Here is a 14,643-nt window from a genome sequence, read left to right as displayed (position 1 = left end):
AAGATGGGCAGAAGCAATAAATCCAAAAGATTTGTGCAGCAAGGAAAAGATGCGGTTTCCAAGCATGATGACCGCATTCCTTATCACTCCACTCTGGCTGAGGCTGAAGCGAAGAAATTAAAAAATGTAGAAAACTCTTCCCTTGGAGGCATATAGAATGGGCAACCGATTATTTCAGGAAGCCCGTCAATATGTCCAGTTGGCCAAGGAGGCTTCGTCCACAGGCAGCGAAGACATCCAGCAAACCATTCAACGTGCGAAAAACGCTCTTTCATCTGCGTATGCCAATACGACAAGAGCAGAACAGCAGCAGCTCCATGAATTACAGGACGAATTAAATCAGCTTCAATAAATGCAGAAGCATTTGGCACAGTGCCAAATGCTTCTTTTAATTCAAACGAACCGTATAATTATGATAAATCGTCCCCTCATTCAAATCACGTTCATATAGGTTCAGCAGCACCGGCCGGTTTTCTGGAAGCTTCTCGGCAGCCAGTTCAAAGTCAAAATCAAAAGAGATCCAGTTCGGATATTCCTTATTCACTTTCACCAGGGCTTCTTCTTTCAAAATAGTATGACCGTCTTCCACAGTGTAATAAAAACAACCTGCAGAAACATTCGCTTCTCCCTTAACCTTGTAGGAACCGTCACTTTTGATAAAATCAACATTCTTAAAAGAAGGATTTTCAGCTTCTGCTTTGATCTCCAACGTTTTAACGAAATCATTTTTCACCAGTTCCCTATTGATTTTTTTGATCATAAGTGATGCCTTGATAGTATAGGTTCCGGCTGGGATTCGCTTTCCTTCTGACGAAGTATACTTCCACTTATCCCGCCACACCTTGTTACCGCCGCTTTTCACTCTCACTTTTTGAATCGCTTGGAGAAATGCTTTATTTTCACTATACCTGTAGACTTTATTACCAGACTGGTCACTCACTTCATAATCAAAGAATTGACTTGAAGGAAACTCCAAGACCATTTCTCCAGGAGTGTTATTAATTACCTTGAAAATGATCTCTGCAACTTCCGGCCCCTGAATGATTTCCACATTCCAATCAGGCTGCTGCGCGCGCATGGTATCAGGCAGGCAATGAAGCGCCAACAAGATGGTAACTATGATTACTGCTGCTTTCTTCAAAAGGCTTACCCCCATTCATTCAGGATGCACCCTTTATTATTCTCAACTTTTTTTGTATTAGTCCCTTCGAAAGAAACCGAAAATCCCGGCGGTTTCAACGATGTTGGTAAAGGCAGCCGGATCAACTTCTCTGATGATGTGTTCCAAATCATATAATTCATAACGAGTAATGACAATGAACAGCATCTCTTTATCTTCATTGGTGAAGCCGCCTTTTGCTGGTAACGTTGTAATCCCCCTGACAAGTTTAGAGTGAATGGCTTGTTTCAACTCAGTGGAATTCTTGGTGATGACCATGGCGGTGAGCTTTTCATGCCTTGTATGGATGGCATCGATCACCCTTGTGGATACATAGAGTGTAACCAGGGTATAAAGGGCTTTCTCCCACCCATAAAGCTGGCCGGCAGTGATAATGATGATTGAATTCATCAGGAAAAAATATGTACCGACGGGTTTATCCTTTAAACGGGAAAGAATCATGGCGATTATATCCATTCCTCCGGTTGATGCTCCCCATTTCAACGTAATTCCTACACCAATCGCGGCAATCACCCCGCCAAATACTGCGTTGAGCAAAATGTCCGGAGAAAGATGAGTTATTGGAATAAACCCAAGGAAAATCGTAGTAGACAAAACGGATACAAAACTATAGAAAGTAAATGATTTCCCTACCTTCAGCCAGCCCAATATGGTGACAGGTATATTGAGCAGCAGCAGCAGAATACCGGTAGATACAGCAAAAGGTGTATAATCCGATAGGACACTCGATAGCAGCTGGGCAATCCCGGTAAACCCACTGGCATAAACATTTGCCGGTATCAGGAACAAATTAAGGGCAAGCGCGTTCAGAAGTGCGCCGAACAGCACTACCGCCACCTTTTTGGATTCCAGTACTACAAAGTCACGAGACATTGCGTTCCCTCCTTAAAAATATCTTTATTCCTTTATTTATCCCAAAAATGAAAAAAACAACAAATCATTGTCATTTTTTCTATAAATGGCTAGACTTAGTATATATAGCTTTGGTTGATTTCTGTCAAATACATGAATTTATAAGGGGTAGTTAGTCAAAATGAATATTCGATTATTTGCTGATAGTGCATCCGACCTTCCAAATGATTTTTATGATGAGTACGAAGTGAAGCTCATCCCTCTTCGTGTCCTTATCGACGATAAAGAGTTTGAGGATATGGTCACTATCCAGCCAAAGGAAGTATTCCAGAAAATCAGGGAAGGGCAAATGCCCAAAACGTCCCAGGCAGCCCCGCTCTTTTTCGAAAAAGTGTTCACAGAGCTTGCCCAAAGCGGGGACAAAGGAATCTATATCACATTTTCTTCTGAGCTATCCGGCACATATCAAACAGCCGTCATGATAAGAGATCAGGTTAAAGAAGATCATCCCCAGTTGGATTTGACCATTATCGACAGCAAATGTGCTTCACTTGGGTACGGACTGACTGTAAAAGAATCAGCAGAACTATTGAAGCAAGGAGCATCTGCTGACAAAGTCATTGCCTTTGCTGCAAACAGATGTCGGCACATGGAACATCTCTTTACTGTTGAGGATCTTGATTATTTAGCAAAGGGCGGAAGAGTGTCAAAAGCGTCGGCATTCCTAGGAGGACTGTTGAATGTTAAGCCGCTCCTGCATGTTGAAGACGGAAAACTTGTGCCGATTGAAAAAATCCGCGGCCGTAAAAAGGTTTTGAAAAGAATCCTTGATGTTATGGAACAGCGCGGCCAAAACCTCGACCAGCAAGTTGTCGCCATCAGTCATGGCGATGATGAAGAACTCGCACAGGAGATGAAAAACCTGATACAAGAAAGATTCCAGCCAAAAGAAATCTACATCAATATCATCGGGGCAGCAGTCGGCTCGCATGCAGGTCCGGGAACACTGGCGATCTTCTTTTCCAATCAATACCCGCCGGCAGAGTAATAAGCACCTCCATTTCAGGAAAAGCTAAACCTGAAAGTGATTTAGAAGGGAGAAGCTTACTATGCCGCATACTTCTGATAATGATAAGAAAGCGAAAGATAATAATGCATTGCATCACGAGAAAAATATGATGAAAGAAAAAAACCGAAAAAGAGGAAAAAACCAATATTCCAAAAAGACGGATCATCTCTGATCACAAAGGACCGGCTGCCTAATACGAGCAGCAGGTCCTTTTCGTTGTTAATAGTTGAATGGTGCAATATCGTTGTCTATAATGGTACTAAACGGCCGGCCCTGACTGGGTACTGGCGTACAGTGATACATAAGGAGGTTATTTCATGGCAAAAGAAAATTCATTCGATATCGTTTCACAGGTTGATTTTCCGGAAGTGACAAACGCAATCAGCGCGGCTTTAAAAGAAATTAAAACCCGCTATGATTTTAAAGGAAGCAAGAGTGATCTCTCCCTCGACAAGGAAGAAATCGTCTTGGTATCCGATGATGAATATAAAATGAACCAATTGAAAGATGTCCTGCTCAGTAAACTTATCAAAAGAGGTGTCCCCGTCAAAAACCTTGACTACGGAAAGCTGGAAGGCGCTTCCGGCGGTACTGTCCGCCAGCGTGCTAAGTTAATCCAGGGGATCGGAAAAGAAGATGCTAAAAAAATCAACACACTTATCAAGAACTCTGGCCTGAAGGTTAAAAGCCAGATTCAAGATGACCAAATACGCGTCACAGGAAAAAACAGAGACGACCTTCAGCAAATCATGGCTTCAGTCAGGGAAGCAGATTTGTCAGTGGATGTTCAGTTTATGAACTACCGTTAAGGAAGGCATCGTTTCTAATCAAGCCAGTTGGGTAAAATAAATCCAACTGGTTTTTTTATTATGTTTTTTGGGGAGGACTGAACATGAAAAAAAGAGTGCTCATAGTCGGTGGAGTTGCAGGCGGCGCCACCACTGCCGCACAGCTCAGGAGATTGGATGAAGAAGCTGAAATCATAATCTTTGAAAAGGATAAATATATCTCTTTCGGCAATTGCGGAATGCCCTATTTTCTCGGTGATGTCATAAAAGAAAGAGACCATCTATTTGCTGCTACTCCAGAGTCAATGAAGGAAGACCTCAACATCGATGTACGGGTTTTCAATGAAGTCCTTTCCATCGACCGTAAACAAAAAAAGATCCACATCAAGGATGTCCAGTCAGGAGAGGAATATCAGGAGGTTTATGACCTGCTTGTCCTTGCTCCAGGGGCAGCCCCTTTTATTCCGCCAATTGATGGATTGGAAAACAGCCATTATTTTTCCCTTCGCAATATTGAAGATATGGACCGCATTAAAAGCTTTATTGAACATCATAACCCAGCTTCCTGCTCCATTATCGGCGGTGGGTTTATCGGCATTGAAATGGCAGAAAACCTTAGAGAACTTGGCTTAAAAATCAACCTTGTGGAGGCTACTCCTCATCTTATGGGTATCTTGGATGAAGACATGAGCGGCATGATTGAAGAAGAACTGAAACAACACGGGGTCAACGTGATTCTAAATGATGGTGTCGAGGAGGTTAGACAGGATGGTACCCTGCTGACTCAGAGAGGAAATGAGCTGGCATCAGATTTCGTTATATTAGCAACAGGCGTCAGGCCACAGACGAAACTGGCAGAGAGTGCCGGCCTCTCCATCGGGGAAACCCGCGGCATACAAACTAATGAGTTTATGCAGACAAGTGACGATTCTATATATGCCGTTGGCGATGCTGTTGAGACGATCAGCGCCATCACAGGCAACCCAATAAGAATACCGCTTGCCTGGCCTGCTCACAGACAATCCTACATCGCTGCCAAACACATCACCGGTGACCCGGTCAGGTTTAAAGGGCTGCTTGGAACATCAGTTGTCAAGATATTCAATTTGACAGCCGCTGCTACAGGATTAAACCAAAAACAGCTTTTAGCGGAAAACCTTCCCTTTAAAACAGTGGTCCATACAGGGAAATCACACGCAGGCTATTATCCAGGGGCAGAAATAGTGAAGATTAAAGTCCACTTCCATGAAGAAACCGGAAAAATATTGGGCGCACAAATCATTGGAGGAGAGGGTGTAGACAAAAGGATAGATATCATTGCTGCTTCCATTAATGGAAACATCACAGCAGATCAGCTTCAGGAAATTGAAGTTGCCTACTCCCCTCCTTATTCATCACCCAAAAGTCTGTTAAACATTATTGGGTATAAAGCGGAAAACCTGTTAAAAGATAAACCTGTTGATTAGGGTCAATAAAGTAGGGGTAAAGGAATCTTGATTTCAATGCAAACTGACTATGGACTATCAAATCTAAGGAGTGGACTTAATATGTCTCAGAATAATAACCAATTCCCGCCGCAGCATCAGGATCATCAGCCTGGAACCGAAAAGGAAATGCATCCGCAGCCAAAATACCTGGATGACAATTATAAAGGCAGTGGTAAGCTGGATGGCAAGGTTGCCCTCATTACAGGCGGAGACAGCGGTATCGGCAAAGCGGTAGCTCTTTACTTTGCACGAGAAGGCGCAGACATTGCCATTGCCTACCTGGAGGAAGATCAAGATGCCCAGGAAACGAAAAGCCTTATCGAAAAGGAAGGCAGAAACTGCTTACTGTTCGCAGGCGACCTTGGAAGTTCTTCCTACAGTACAGAAGTGGTCCAGAAAACAGTCGATCACTTTGGGCAACTGGACATCCTTGTCAACAATGCAGCGGAGCAGCATCCGCAAAAAAGCCTGCTCGACATTTCAGATGAACAGCTGGAAAAAACGTTCCGTACGAATGTATTTTCTTTCTTTTATTTGACCAAAGCCGCTCTCCCTCACTTGAAAAGCGGCAGTTCCATCATCAATACAACCTCTGTCACAGCTTATGCCGGTAATGAGCAGCTGCTTGATTATTCTTCAACCAAAGGGGCGATCGTCGCATTCACCAGGTCTCTTTCTCAGTCGCTCGCTTCAAAGAATATCAGGGTCAACGGTGTCGCACCTGGACCGATATGGACACCATTAATCCCGTCAACTTTCCCTGAAGACCAGGTAGCAAAGTTTGGTGCGAATACACCCCTCGGACGCGCAGGACAGCCGTTTGAGCTGGCACCGGCATATGTCTATCTGGCAAGTGATGATTCCCAATATACAACCGGCCAGGTCATGCACGTAAATGGCGGAAAGATTGTAAATGGATAGCAGGATTCGAACAGCCCTTATTTCAGGGCTGTTTTTTTTGATGTTCATATAGAGATTAATGGTATTATATAGAAAAAGGAGTGATGTCTATTGATGATGAAAGAACGAATCAAATCGAAGGAATTGAGGATTTACCGGTCTTTGGATACAAGAAAGACCTTGAATTCAAAAGAAAAGCAGCACTATGCGGGACTGGAGAAAGGATTTGCTGGAGAGAAGATATTTGATGAATGGCTGGCACCTGTGGTTAATGATCGAATTTTATTGCCAGATATGCAGTTTATGCCCAACAATAATTTTTTTCAGGGGGATTCCATACTTATCACCTCTAAACCGATATATTTATTTGAGGTTAAAAATTATGAAGGAGATCATGTTTTTGAAGGTGACAATTTGTACAGAACTGATGGAACTATTGCTAAAAATCCTCTGCTTCAACTCAAAAGGAATGAGCCTCTGCTTCAATCAATCTTAAAAAAACTAGGATATAACATACCCATAATACCCTTCGCAATCTTCGTCAACCCACGGTTTCACCTCTATAATGCTCCAAGGGATCTACCCATTGCCTACTCCTCTCAACAAGAAAGATTTATTGAAAAACTGAAACAAATTCCTTCCTTTCTAAAAAAAGACCATACCCAACTTTCCAATCAACTTATTGCCAACACAATACCTGAAAATCCATATGCACAAATCCCGGAATATCAATATGAGGAACTTCGGAAAGGCATTACTTGTCCAACCTGCGGAGAATTTTATTTAGATTATTATAGGGTCTTGTTATGCAAGCATTGCGGAGGATCAGAGAATGCAATTTCAGCGATTTTACGAAGCCTAGCAGAATATAAAACTCTATTCCCTGAACAAAATATTACAACCTCTCGAGCTCTTGAATGGTGTGGTATTATTAAAAATACAAAAACCATGAGGAAGATACTTCATGAAAACTACCATCATATTAAAAATGGGAGAGGTTCTTACTTTACTGAAAAGAAATAAAGATATTCTAATCGGTCGGTCCATTCCTCAGCGAGTGGACCGGTTTTTGTTTTTGCAACTGTACGATTTAATCTAATGATACCTATATCTCTTCTGGTATACTTTTTAGTGAATTTCTTGAAGTAATAGACCATTTTTTTGCCTCATTCTCCTTAATTTGGCCCATTCCTGCATTTATTCGACCACATTTCCTGCCGCTGCCTCCTTTTTTGGTGCTTTCTTTAAAGGATTAGACCATTTTTCTGCCTCATTCTCCTTAATTTGGCCTATTCCCGCATTTATTCAACCACATTTCCTGCCGCTGCCTCCTTTTTTGGTGCTTTCCTTAAAGGATTAGACCATTTTTCTGCCTCATTCCCATTAATTTGGTCCCTTCCCGCATTTATTCAACCACATTTCCTGCCGCATCCTCCTTTTTTGGTGCTTTCTTTAAAGGATTAGACCATTTTTCTGCCTCATTCGCATTAATTTGGCCCATTCCCGCATTTATTCAACCACATTTCCTGCCGCATCCTCCTTTTTTGGTGCTTTCCTTAAAGGATTAGACCATTTTTCTGCCTCATTCCCATTAATTTGGCCCATTCCCGCATTTATTCCACCACATTTCCTGCCGCATCCTCCTTTTTTGGTGCTTTCCTTAAAGGATTAGACCATTTTTCTGCCTCATTCCCATTAATTTGGTCCCTTCCCGCATTTATTCAACCACATTTCCTGCCGCTGCCTTCTTTTTTGGTGCTTTCTTTAAAACCCACCCTTGCCCATCAACACACCAAACACAAAGAAAGCCAGCCTCAAAAAGGCTGACTTTCTTACAAACTGGAATTCAAATCACTGCATGAAGACCGTTCAACAATCTTATGCGGAATCGTGATCCGTTTAACCGGCTCACGTGGATCTTCAATTTTCTGTATCAGGTTTCTTGCTGCTTGATATCCCAAGTCAAAAATGTTGATATCCACAGACGTCAGCGGCGGACGTGACATTTCTGCAAGCATTACATTGTTAAAACTAATGATTGATATGTCTTCAGGTACTCTAATGCCCATCTCATTCAATGTATTCAGGACCCCAAGCGACATCAAGTCATCGGCCACTACAAGGGCTGTAGGTGGATTTTCCAGAGTCATTAACTCCTTTACAGCTTCCTGGCCGCCCTCTCTCAGGAATTCTTCATGAACAATGTATTCATCCCTCAGGGGAATCCCTGCTTTTCTCAGAGATTTTTCATAGCCAAGCAGCCGCTCCACTGTCACAACAAGATTCAAATCTCCTCCGACAAACCCAATGCGGTCATGGCCTGCATTCAACAGGTAATCTGTCACTTCTTTTGTCGCTCTGAAATTATCATTATCCACATGCGTAATTTCATCATCATACTTGAATGGCTTGCCGATCACCACAAACGGGAAATCCCTTTCTTTTAAATACATCATGACCTTATCTTCAACTTTGGAATAAAGAAGGATAATTCCGTCGACCCGTCCTCCTTGAACCATTTGAATAATGCCATCATATATTTCCTGTTCACTCTGGCCGGTTGTCATTTGCAGAGCATAATGTTTTTCATGAGCTCCTTCACTTAAACCCCGGAGTACTGTCGGAAAGAACGGGTTTTGAAAAAAGGTATCAGCAGAGCCAGGCAGTACCAAACCGATGACTTGTGTAGATTGACTTGCCAAACTGCGGGCAATGAAGTTTGGATGATAGCCCAGCTGCTTCATTGCCTCTCTTACTTTTTGTTTCGTACTTTCGCTTATACGGGAATTGTTGGCTATTACCCTGGATACAGTTGATGGAGCAACATTAGCGAGCTTTGCTACGTCCTTTATTGTTACAGCCATATCTTTCCCCCCCTTCCCCCGAAAACCACTCATAGTTTTGCTTGCGTCATTCATTTCGTCAAGACAGTTGTGGGATGGGCTGTTTCTCCTTCCGCTTTACTGCCATTCAATAAATTCATTCACTCTTTCGTTTTGCACGGCCTTTTTTCCAAACATAATAAAGGAAAATCATGAAAATGACATATACTGCTGTCATTGCTCCAATGAAACCATAATTCAAGCCGCTCTTGGATGACAGCAAGTAGATTTCCGCTTCTTCCCTATCAGTGATGATGTCATAAGTGCCCCCGTCTGCACGGACAAGGTCCTCGTTAATGAGCCCCCTGAGTTCCATTCCTTCAGGCAGCTGAGGGGACTCTAATTTTACACTTTGTGACTTGCTTGTATTATTGATGGCAATGACCATCGTTTCGTCTTCGTATTCGCGCTTATAGACTGCCATTCCATCTTTTTCGTAGAGCAGCTCCATGCTTCCCCTGGTAAGGGCTGGATACGTATTTCTGATCTTGCCGACTTTTGTAATATATTCGATCAGCTCTTCATCTGTCCGGAAGTTCATCAGCTTTCTATTATCCGGGTCTTCCCCTCCGCTTAGGGCAATCTCAGAACCGTAATAAAGGATTGGCAGCCCCGGAACGGTATACATATACGTGATAGCCAATTTCCAACGTGTTCCTGGGAATTGGTTATTCTGGGTGATCAGGTCAGTAAAGCGGACCATATCATGGTTATCAATAAACGTTCCCATCAAATAGGGGTTCTCAAAATAGGTTTGATTGTACTCCCAGAAATTAAACAGTCTGTCCATATCGACATCCGGTTTCTGGAATACTTCACGCATTTCTTGAGCCTGAGGGAAATCTGCAAACCCATCAATTCCCACTCCTTCATACTTGGCGATGTTGCGTGGATCATAATCAAACACTTCACCTACTAAATAGAAGTCTTCCTTTTCAGCTTTGACTGCTGCGGAGAAATCTTCCCAAAAGTCTTGAGGGACATGTCTGACCGTATCCAGACGATATCCGTCAATATCAGTTTCTTTAATCCACCAGCGTGCTGCATCAAGCAGATATTCTCTCACTTCCAGATTTTCAGTATTCAAATCAGGCAGATCATAGAGCCAGGCATTTTGCAGGCTTTCATCGTTGTTCATATCCATAGGCTTCTTGTCATGGAACCAGTCTTCTTTGTCAGGGTCATTCAGCCATCCATGGTTCGGCCCTACATGGTTGACGATAAAATCAAGGACGATCTTCATATCCCTTTTATGAGCCTCATCAACCAGTTCCTTGAATTTTTCAATTGATCCGAAATGTTCATCCGTATTATAGAAATCCTTGATCCAATATCCATGGTAGCCTTTTTCTTGGTTATCAAAGATCGGAGTAAGCCAGATGGTAGTGAACCCCATATCCTTTATATACTCAAGCTGATTAATGACCCCTTGGAAGTCACCGCCCTGATAGGCATTCGGATCATTTTTGTCTACCTCATAATCATTTGACTGATCTCCATTGTTAAATCTGTCTATCATCAAAAAATAAATCGATTCGTCTTTCCACATGCGTTCTTCTTTTTCAGCAGCTCCTGCAGGGAGGGCGTAAAAAAGAAGAAACGGGATTAGAATAAGAGATAATACTCTTTTTTTCATCTCCGCTCCTCCTTAAAATTTATAAGTTTACGCCTATAAGATTATCCTTTTGTCCCCCCGGCCGTCAATCCGGAAACAAAGTATTTCTGGAAATATAGGAACAGCAGGGCAATCGGAATCGCGATTAAAACAGATCCCGCAGCAAATGTTGTGAACTCGGCTCCAAACTGTTTCGCAACCATATCATAAAGGGCAACAGGCAATGTGAATTTTTCTTCCGTTCTCAGCAGGATGCTGGCGATGATAAAGTCAGCAAATGGTGCAATGAATGAAAATAATGCAACTACGGCAACAATCGGCTTAGCGAGAGGCATGACAATCTGGAAAAAAATCCTGAAATGTCCTGCCCCGTCCATTTTTGCCGATTCATCGAGTTCCTTGGGAATCGTGTCAAGATACCCTTTCATTAACCATGTGTTCATCGGGATCTGGCCGCCAACATACACAAGAACCAGACCTAGGTGGGTATCAAGCAAATCTGTTACCAGCGCCAATACGAAAATCGCAATCAGCGCAGCAAAGTTTGGAATCATCTGCAGAATCAAAAATGTCATCAAGCCATTTTTTCTTCCGATAAAACGATAGCGGGAGAAAGCATAAGCGGTCAGGCTGACCATCAATACAGTCAGAGCCATCGTCGACAAACTGACTTTCAACGAGTTCCAGTACCAAATCAGGTATTTGCTTTGCCCTAAATCGAATAGTTCTTTGTAATGTGCCAGTGTTGCATTCTTTGGAATGATGCTTGATCCTGATAAACTTTGTCCCGGATTAAATGAAGAACCAACAATCCAGGCTACGGGATACAAAATGATTGCGAACATGATCGCAATGACTAGATACGATAGAGTTAATCTGATGAGTTTCTGTTTTTTTAAATTCATATCACATCATATCCTCTTCTTGGAATGATTTTGTTCTTCTGAACTGCCATATTGCTACGGAGATAACAAAGATGGAAAGCAATAATGTAATAGCGGCTGCTTTAGAATATTGAGCAGATGTCATCGTCAAGCTGTAAATCCAAGAAATCAGGATGTCCGTTCCACCTGCATTCTGTCCTGTCAGTGCAGGGCCTCCGCCATTAAATAGATAGATCACATTAAAATTATTGAAATTAAAGGTGTATTGAGTGATTAGAATCGGCGCAGTCGCAAAGAGGACCAGCGGAAGCGTAATGTTCTTGAACTTTTGCATGCTGGACGCCCCATCAACGGTAGCCGCCTCATACAACTCATCAGGGATAGACTGAAGAACACCGGTCGTCATGGCAAAAATAAACGGGAAACCGAGCCAGGTCTGAATGAAAATTAAAGCAATTCTTGTATACAGCGCTTCTGTCATCCATGGAAGATCGCCAATTCCGAAGAATGCGAGAATATCTCTATTGATAGTACCGAATGATTCATTGAACATTCCTGCAAAGATTAAAATGGAGACGAAAGCAGGTATCGCCCAAGGTAGAATAAATACAGTCCTGATAATTGCTTTTCCTTTTAAGTCCTTCTGGTTGACCAAAATTGCCAGGAAGATGCCGAGTGCCACCTGTGTGGTGGTCGCCACGAATGTCCATATCAAAGTCCAGGAGAGTACAGATAAGAAAGTGCTTCTCCAGATATCTATTTTGAAAATATCGATAAAGTTTTGTATACCGATCCAATCGACCAATTTTGCAGGTGGTGAATGGTAGAGGTCATAATTGGTAAATGCCAGCAATACAACAAAAATTATCGGGAAAATAACTACAAATACCAGCAATAAGAAACCTGGTGACATAATTAAGTATGGAAAACCATTGTCCACTAAATTGCGGTATTGTTCCTTAATCGTACTGAGAGTTTCACCACGGTCTCTCTTCTGCCCATTTTTAAAAGCATCATATAAATTAAAGGCATAAAAGCCGAGCCCGAACAACAGAATGATGATTGCAAGTATTCCATATACCATCAGGAAAATTGAATGATCGTAATACGGTGCTCCCGGTTCTTCCCCCAATGTCAAGATGCCCCAGACACCGTAATCAATTAAATCCCTGAAAACAAAGATAAAGGCCGCCGCCATTATAAGAAAAAATCCGCCCTTTAACTTTTGGTTGTTGTAAAATTGACCGAATCCGGGTATTAAGGAAAGGGCAAGTGCTGTTTTACGATGTTTAGTTTGATAGGAATTTTCAGCCATTCTAAATTCCCCCTTCTTCTCTTTATAGTTGTAGTAAGCTTCAGAAGCTTCATGAAGAAAGAGGAATTCTTCCTTCATGAAGACCCTGAAAAAGGTATTCAGTCTCTTTTTATACAGGAATATAGAAGACTGACCCAGCCTGGAGTCAGTCCCCCTATTTTTTTAGTTTGAATGATTCGCTTGAATGTTCTGTTCAATTTGATCCACAGCAGCATCCATTGCTGCCTTAGGTTCCTGCTTGCCAGTAACCATGGTTTGCAACGCATCTGCCATCGGGTCCCAAACAGTACTCATTTCCGGGATGTTTGGCATTGGAATTGCATATTGAGACTGTTCAGCTACCGCTTTGGCACCCTCGTTTTCAGCTATTGCCGGATCATCTACCAGTGCAACGTTTGTCGGAACCTCTTGAGTCTGCTCGAAACGAAGTTTTGCATTCTCATCTTCGGTGATGAACTCAATGAACTTTTGAGCCCATTCTTGGTTTTTAGAATAACCTGAAACATGCCATCCTTTAACACCCATGAATGTTTTCATTGGCTCGCCATTTGGAAGCTTGGGCATCGGGGAAATTCCAATATCGATCCCAGCGTCTGTATAGCTTTGGAAAGACCAAGGTCCATTCATCACGGAAGCAACTTTCCCTTCATTGAACAAACCATCCATTGCTGCTCCGCCGTTTTCACCGACGATACCTTTCGGGAATAGGCCTTCTCCATACCATTTTTCAATATACTCGGCACCTTCAACTGCACCTTCATTGTTTAGACCAATATCCGAAGGATCTAAAGCACCGTCGTTTTCAGCAAATACATACCCACCGTAGCCGCCAATTGGCGCGTGTGCAAAGTAGTAGTTATCCCATAGCGCAAGGAATCCATAATTACCGTCTTTTGTAAAATCAGATGCGAAATCATATACTTCATCCATAGTAGCCGGAGCTTCTTCCATCAACTCCTTATTATAAATGAATACAGGAGTTTCTGAAGACTTTGGAAGACCGTATAAGCTTCCATCATAGGTTTGTGCTAAAATAGAAGATTCTGAGAATCGGTCGATTATGTCCTGATCGACATCCAGTTTAGCAATATGACCTGCTAAAGCCACCTCTCCGATTTGGTCATGAGGTAGTGTCAAGACGTCCGGGCCTGTCCCGGCAGGACCATCCAAACGCAGTTGTTCTCTCATCTTACTAGCCATTTCTACTTCTTTGATTTCAAGTTCGATGCCGTATTCTTCAGTGAATTTTGCTCCTACTTCATCTAACCATCCTGATTTCTTTTCATCTTCCCAGATCACAAGCTTTTCTGGTTTATTTGCATCATCAGATGTATTTTCGTTGTTATCTTGATTACTATTGTTCCCTGCCCCTTCTTCTCGATTAGGTCCGCAGGCAGCCAATGCGCCCAAAACCAGCATGATGACCATCAATAATGATAGTGTTTTCTTCATTCTGACCCCTCCTGTATATATAAATAATTATATTGCACAACCGTTTGCACAAATCTGCAAAAAATAAAGGGTTTACGATACCGCATCCCAAACCTGTGAAACCGATTGCACAACCTAACCTTATTATAATGCTTATTTCACTTTTGACAATACTTTTTTATTTTTTTGTAAACGTTTTATCTCTGCCTCGAAAAGTCTTCATTGACTTTAAAATAGATA

At 42.3% G+C, this 14,643-nt stretch carries 15 protein-coding genes; 8 read left to right on the top strand and 7 right to left on the bottom strand.

Annotated elements, in window-relative coordinates:
- The first annotated feature begins 3 nt into the window (after positions 1–3).
- Both AC4E8A_RS06660 and AC4E8A_RS06655 read left to right on the top strand, forming a co-directional pair.
- A complete protein-coding gene (locus AC4E8A_RS06660) occupies positions 4–156 on the top strand; it encodes a hypothetical protein (protein WP_490197530.1) in 153 nt (50 codons plus the stop codon).
- Position 157: 1 nt separating this feature from the next.
- Positions 158–352 carry a DUF3813 domain-containing protein gene (locus AC4E8A_RS06655; RefSeq protein WP_490197529.1) on the top strand — a complete coding sequence of 65 codons (195 nt, stop codon included), beginning with the start codon at positions 158–160 and terminating at the stop codon, positions 350–352.
- Between the two features lie 36 nt (positions 353–388).
- Here the strand turns inward: AC4E8A_RS06655 and AC4E8A_RS06650 are convergent, their stop codons facing one another.
- Together AC4E8A_RS06650 and AC4E8A_RS06645 are read right to left on the bottom strand one after the other, a co-directional pair.
- On the bottom strand, positions 389–1,141 hold the full coding sequence (locus tag AC4E8A_RS06650) for a BsuPI-related putative proteinase inhibitor (protein ID WP_490197528.1): 753 nt from the start codon (positions 1,139–1,141) through the stop codon (positions 389–391).
- Between the two features lie 57 nt (positions 1,142–1,198).
- Positions 1,199–2,053, bottom strand: a complete 855-nt coding sequence (locus tag AC4E8A_RS06645; protein ID WP_490197527.1) for a YitT family protein — start codon at positions 2,051–2,053, stop codon at positions 1,199–1,201.
- A gap of 160 nt (positions 2,054–2,213) precedes the next feature.
- Here AC4E8A_RS06645 and AC4E8A_RS06640 point away from each other — a divergent pair, with 160 nt between their 5' ends.
- From AC4E8A_RS06640 to AC4E8A_RS06615, 6 genes are all read left to right on the top strand, one after another.
- Complete coding sequence (locus AC4E8A_RS06640; RefSeq protein ID WP_490197526.1) at positions 2,214–3,080, top strand: DegV family protein; 867 nt, start codon at positions 2,214–2,216, stop codon at positions 3,078–3,080.
- Between the two features lie 61 nt (positions 3,081–3,141).
- Positions 3,142–3,273 (top strand): DUF3941 domain-containing protein, encoded by a 132-nt coding sequence (locus AC4E8A_RS06635; RefSeq protein WP_490197525.1) that lies wholly within the window; start codon positions 3,142–3,144, stop codon positions 3,271–3,273.
- 145 nt (positions 3,274–3,418) lie between these two features.
- Positions 3,419–3,910: a YajQ family cyclic di-GMP-binding protein gene (locus tag AC4E8A_RS06630; protein WP_490197524.1), complete on the top strand. Its 492-nt coding sequence runs from the start codon at positions 3,419–3,421 to the stop codon at positions 3,908–3,910.
- Between the two features lie 83 nt (positions 3,911–3,993).
- A complete protein-coding gene (locus tag AC4E8A_RS06625; protein ID WP_490197523.1) occupies positions 3,994–5,355 on the top strand; it encodes a CoA-disulfide reductase in 1,362 nt (453 codons plus the stop codon).
- Positions 5,356–5,436: 81 nt separating this feature from the next.
- Positions 5,437–6,297: an SDR family oxidoreductase gene (locus AC4E8A_RS06620; RefSeq protein WP_490197522.1), complete on the top strand. Its 861-nt coding sequence runs from the start codon at positions 5,437–5,439 to the stop codon at positions 6,295–6,297.
- A gap of 93 nt (positions 6,298–6,390) precedes the next feature.
- Positions 6,391–7,299 carry a nuclease-related domain-containing protein gene (locus AC4E8A_RS06615; RefSeq protein ID WP_490198791.1) on the top strand — a complete coding sequence of 303 codons (909 nt, stop codon included), beginning with the start codon at positions 6,391–6,393 and terminating at the stop codon, positions 7,297–7,299.
- Between the two features lie 809 nt (positions 7,300–8,108).
- Here the strand turns inward: AC4E8A_RS06615 and AC4E8A_RS06610 are convergent.
- From AC4E8A_RS06610 to AC4E8A_RS06590, 5 genes are all read right to left on the bottom strand, one after another.
- Positions 8,109–9,140: a LacI family DNA-binding transcriptional regulator gene (locus AC4E8A_RS06610; protein ID WP_490197520.1), complete on the bottom strand. Its 1,032-nt coding sequence runs from the start codon at positions 9,138–9,140 to the stop codon at positions 8,109–8,111.
- A gap of 115 nt (positions 9,141–9,255) precedes the next feature.
- Positions 9,256–10,794 carry an alpha-amylase family glycosyl hydrolase gene (locus tag AC4E8A_RS06605; RefSeq protein WP_490197519.1) on the bottom strand — a complete coding sequence of 513 codons (1,539 nt, stop codon included), beginning with the start codon at positions 10,792–10,794 and terminating at the stop codon, positions 9,256–9,258.
- A gap of 41 nt (positions 10,795–10,835) precedes the next feature.
- Positions 10,836–11,678, bottom strand: coding sequence for a sugar ABC transporter permease (locus AC4E8A_RS06600; RefSeq protein ID WP_490197518.1), 843 nt, complete (start codon positions 11,676–11,678; stop codon positions 10,836–10,838).
- A gap of 1 nt (position 11,679) precedes the next feature.
- A complete protein-coding gene (locus AC4E8A_RS06595) occupies positions 11,680–12,972 on the bottom strand; it encodes a carbohydrate ABC transporter permease (RefSeq protein WP_490197517.1) in 1,293 nt (430 codons plus the stop codon).
- A 162-nt stretch (positions 12,973–13,134) separates the two neighbouring features.
- Positions 13,135–14,424: an extracellular solute-binding protein gene (locus tag AC4E8A_RS06590; RefSeq protein WP_490197516.1), complete on the bottom strand. Its 1,290-nt coding sequence runs from the start codon at positions 14,422–14,424 to the stop codon at positions 13,135–13,137.
- Positions 14,425–14,643 lie beyond the last annotated feature (219 nt).

This window comes from Bacillus sp. SRL337 (genome assembly GCF_984799155.1).
This window is presented reverse-complemented; position numbering and strand designations above follow the sequence as displayed.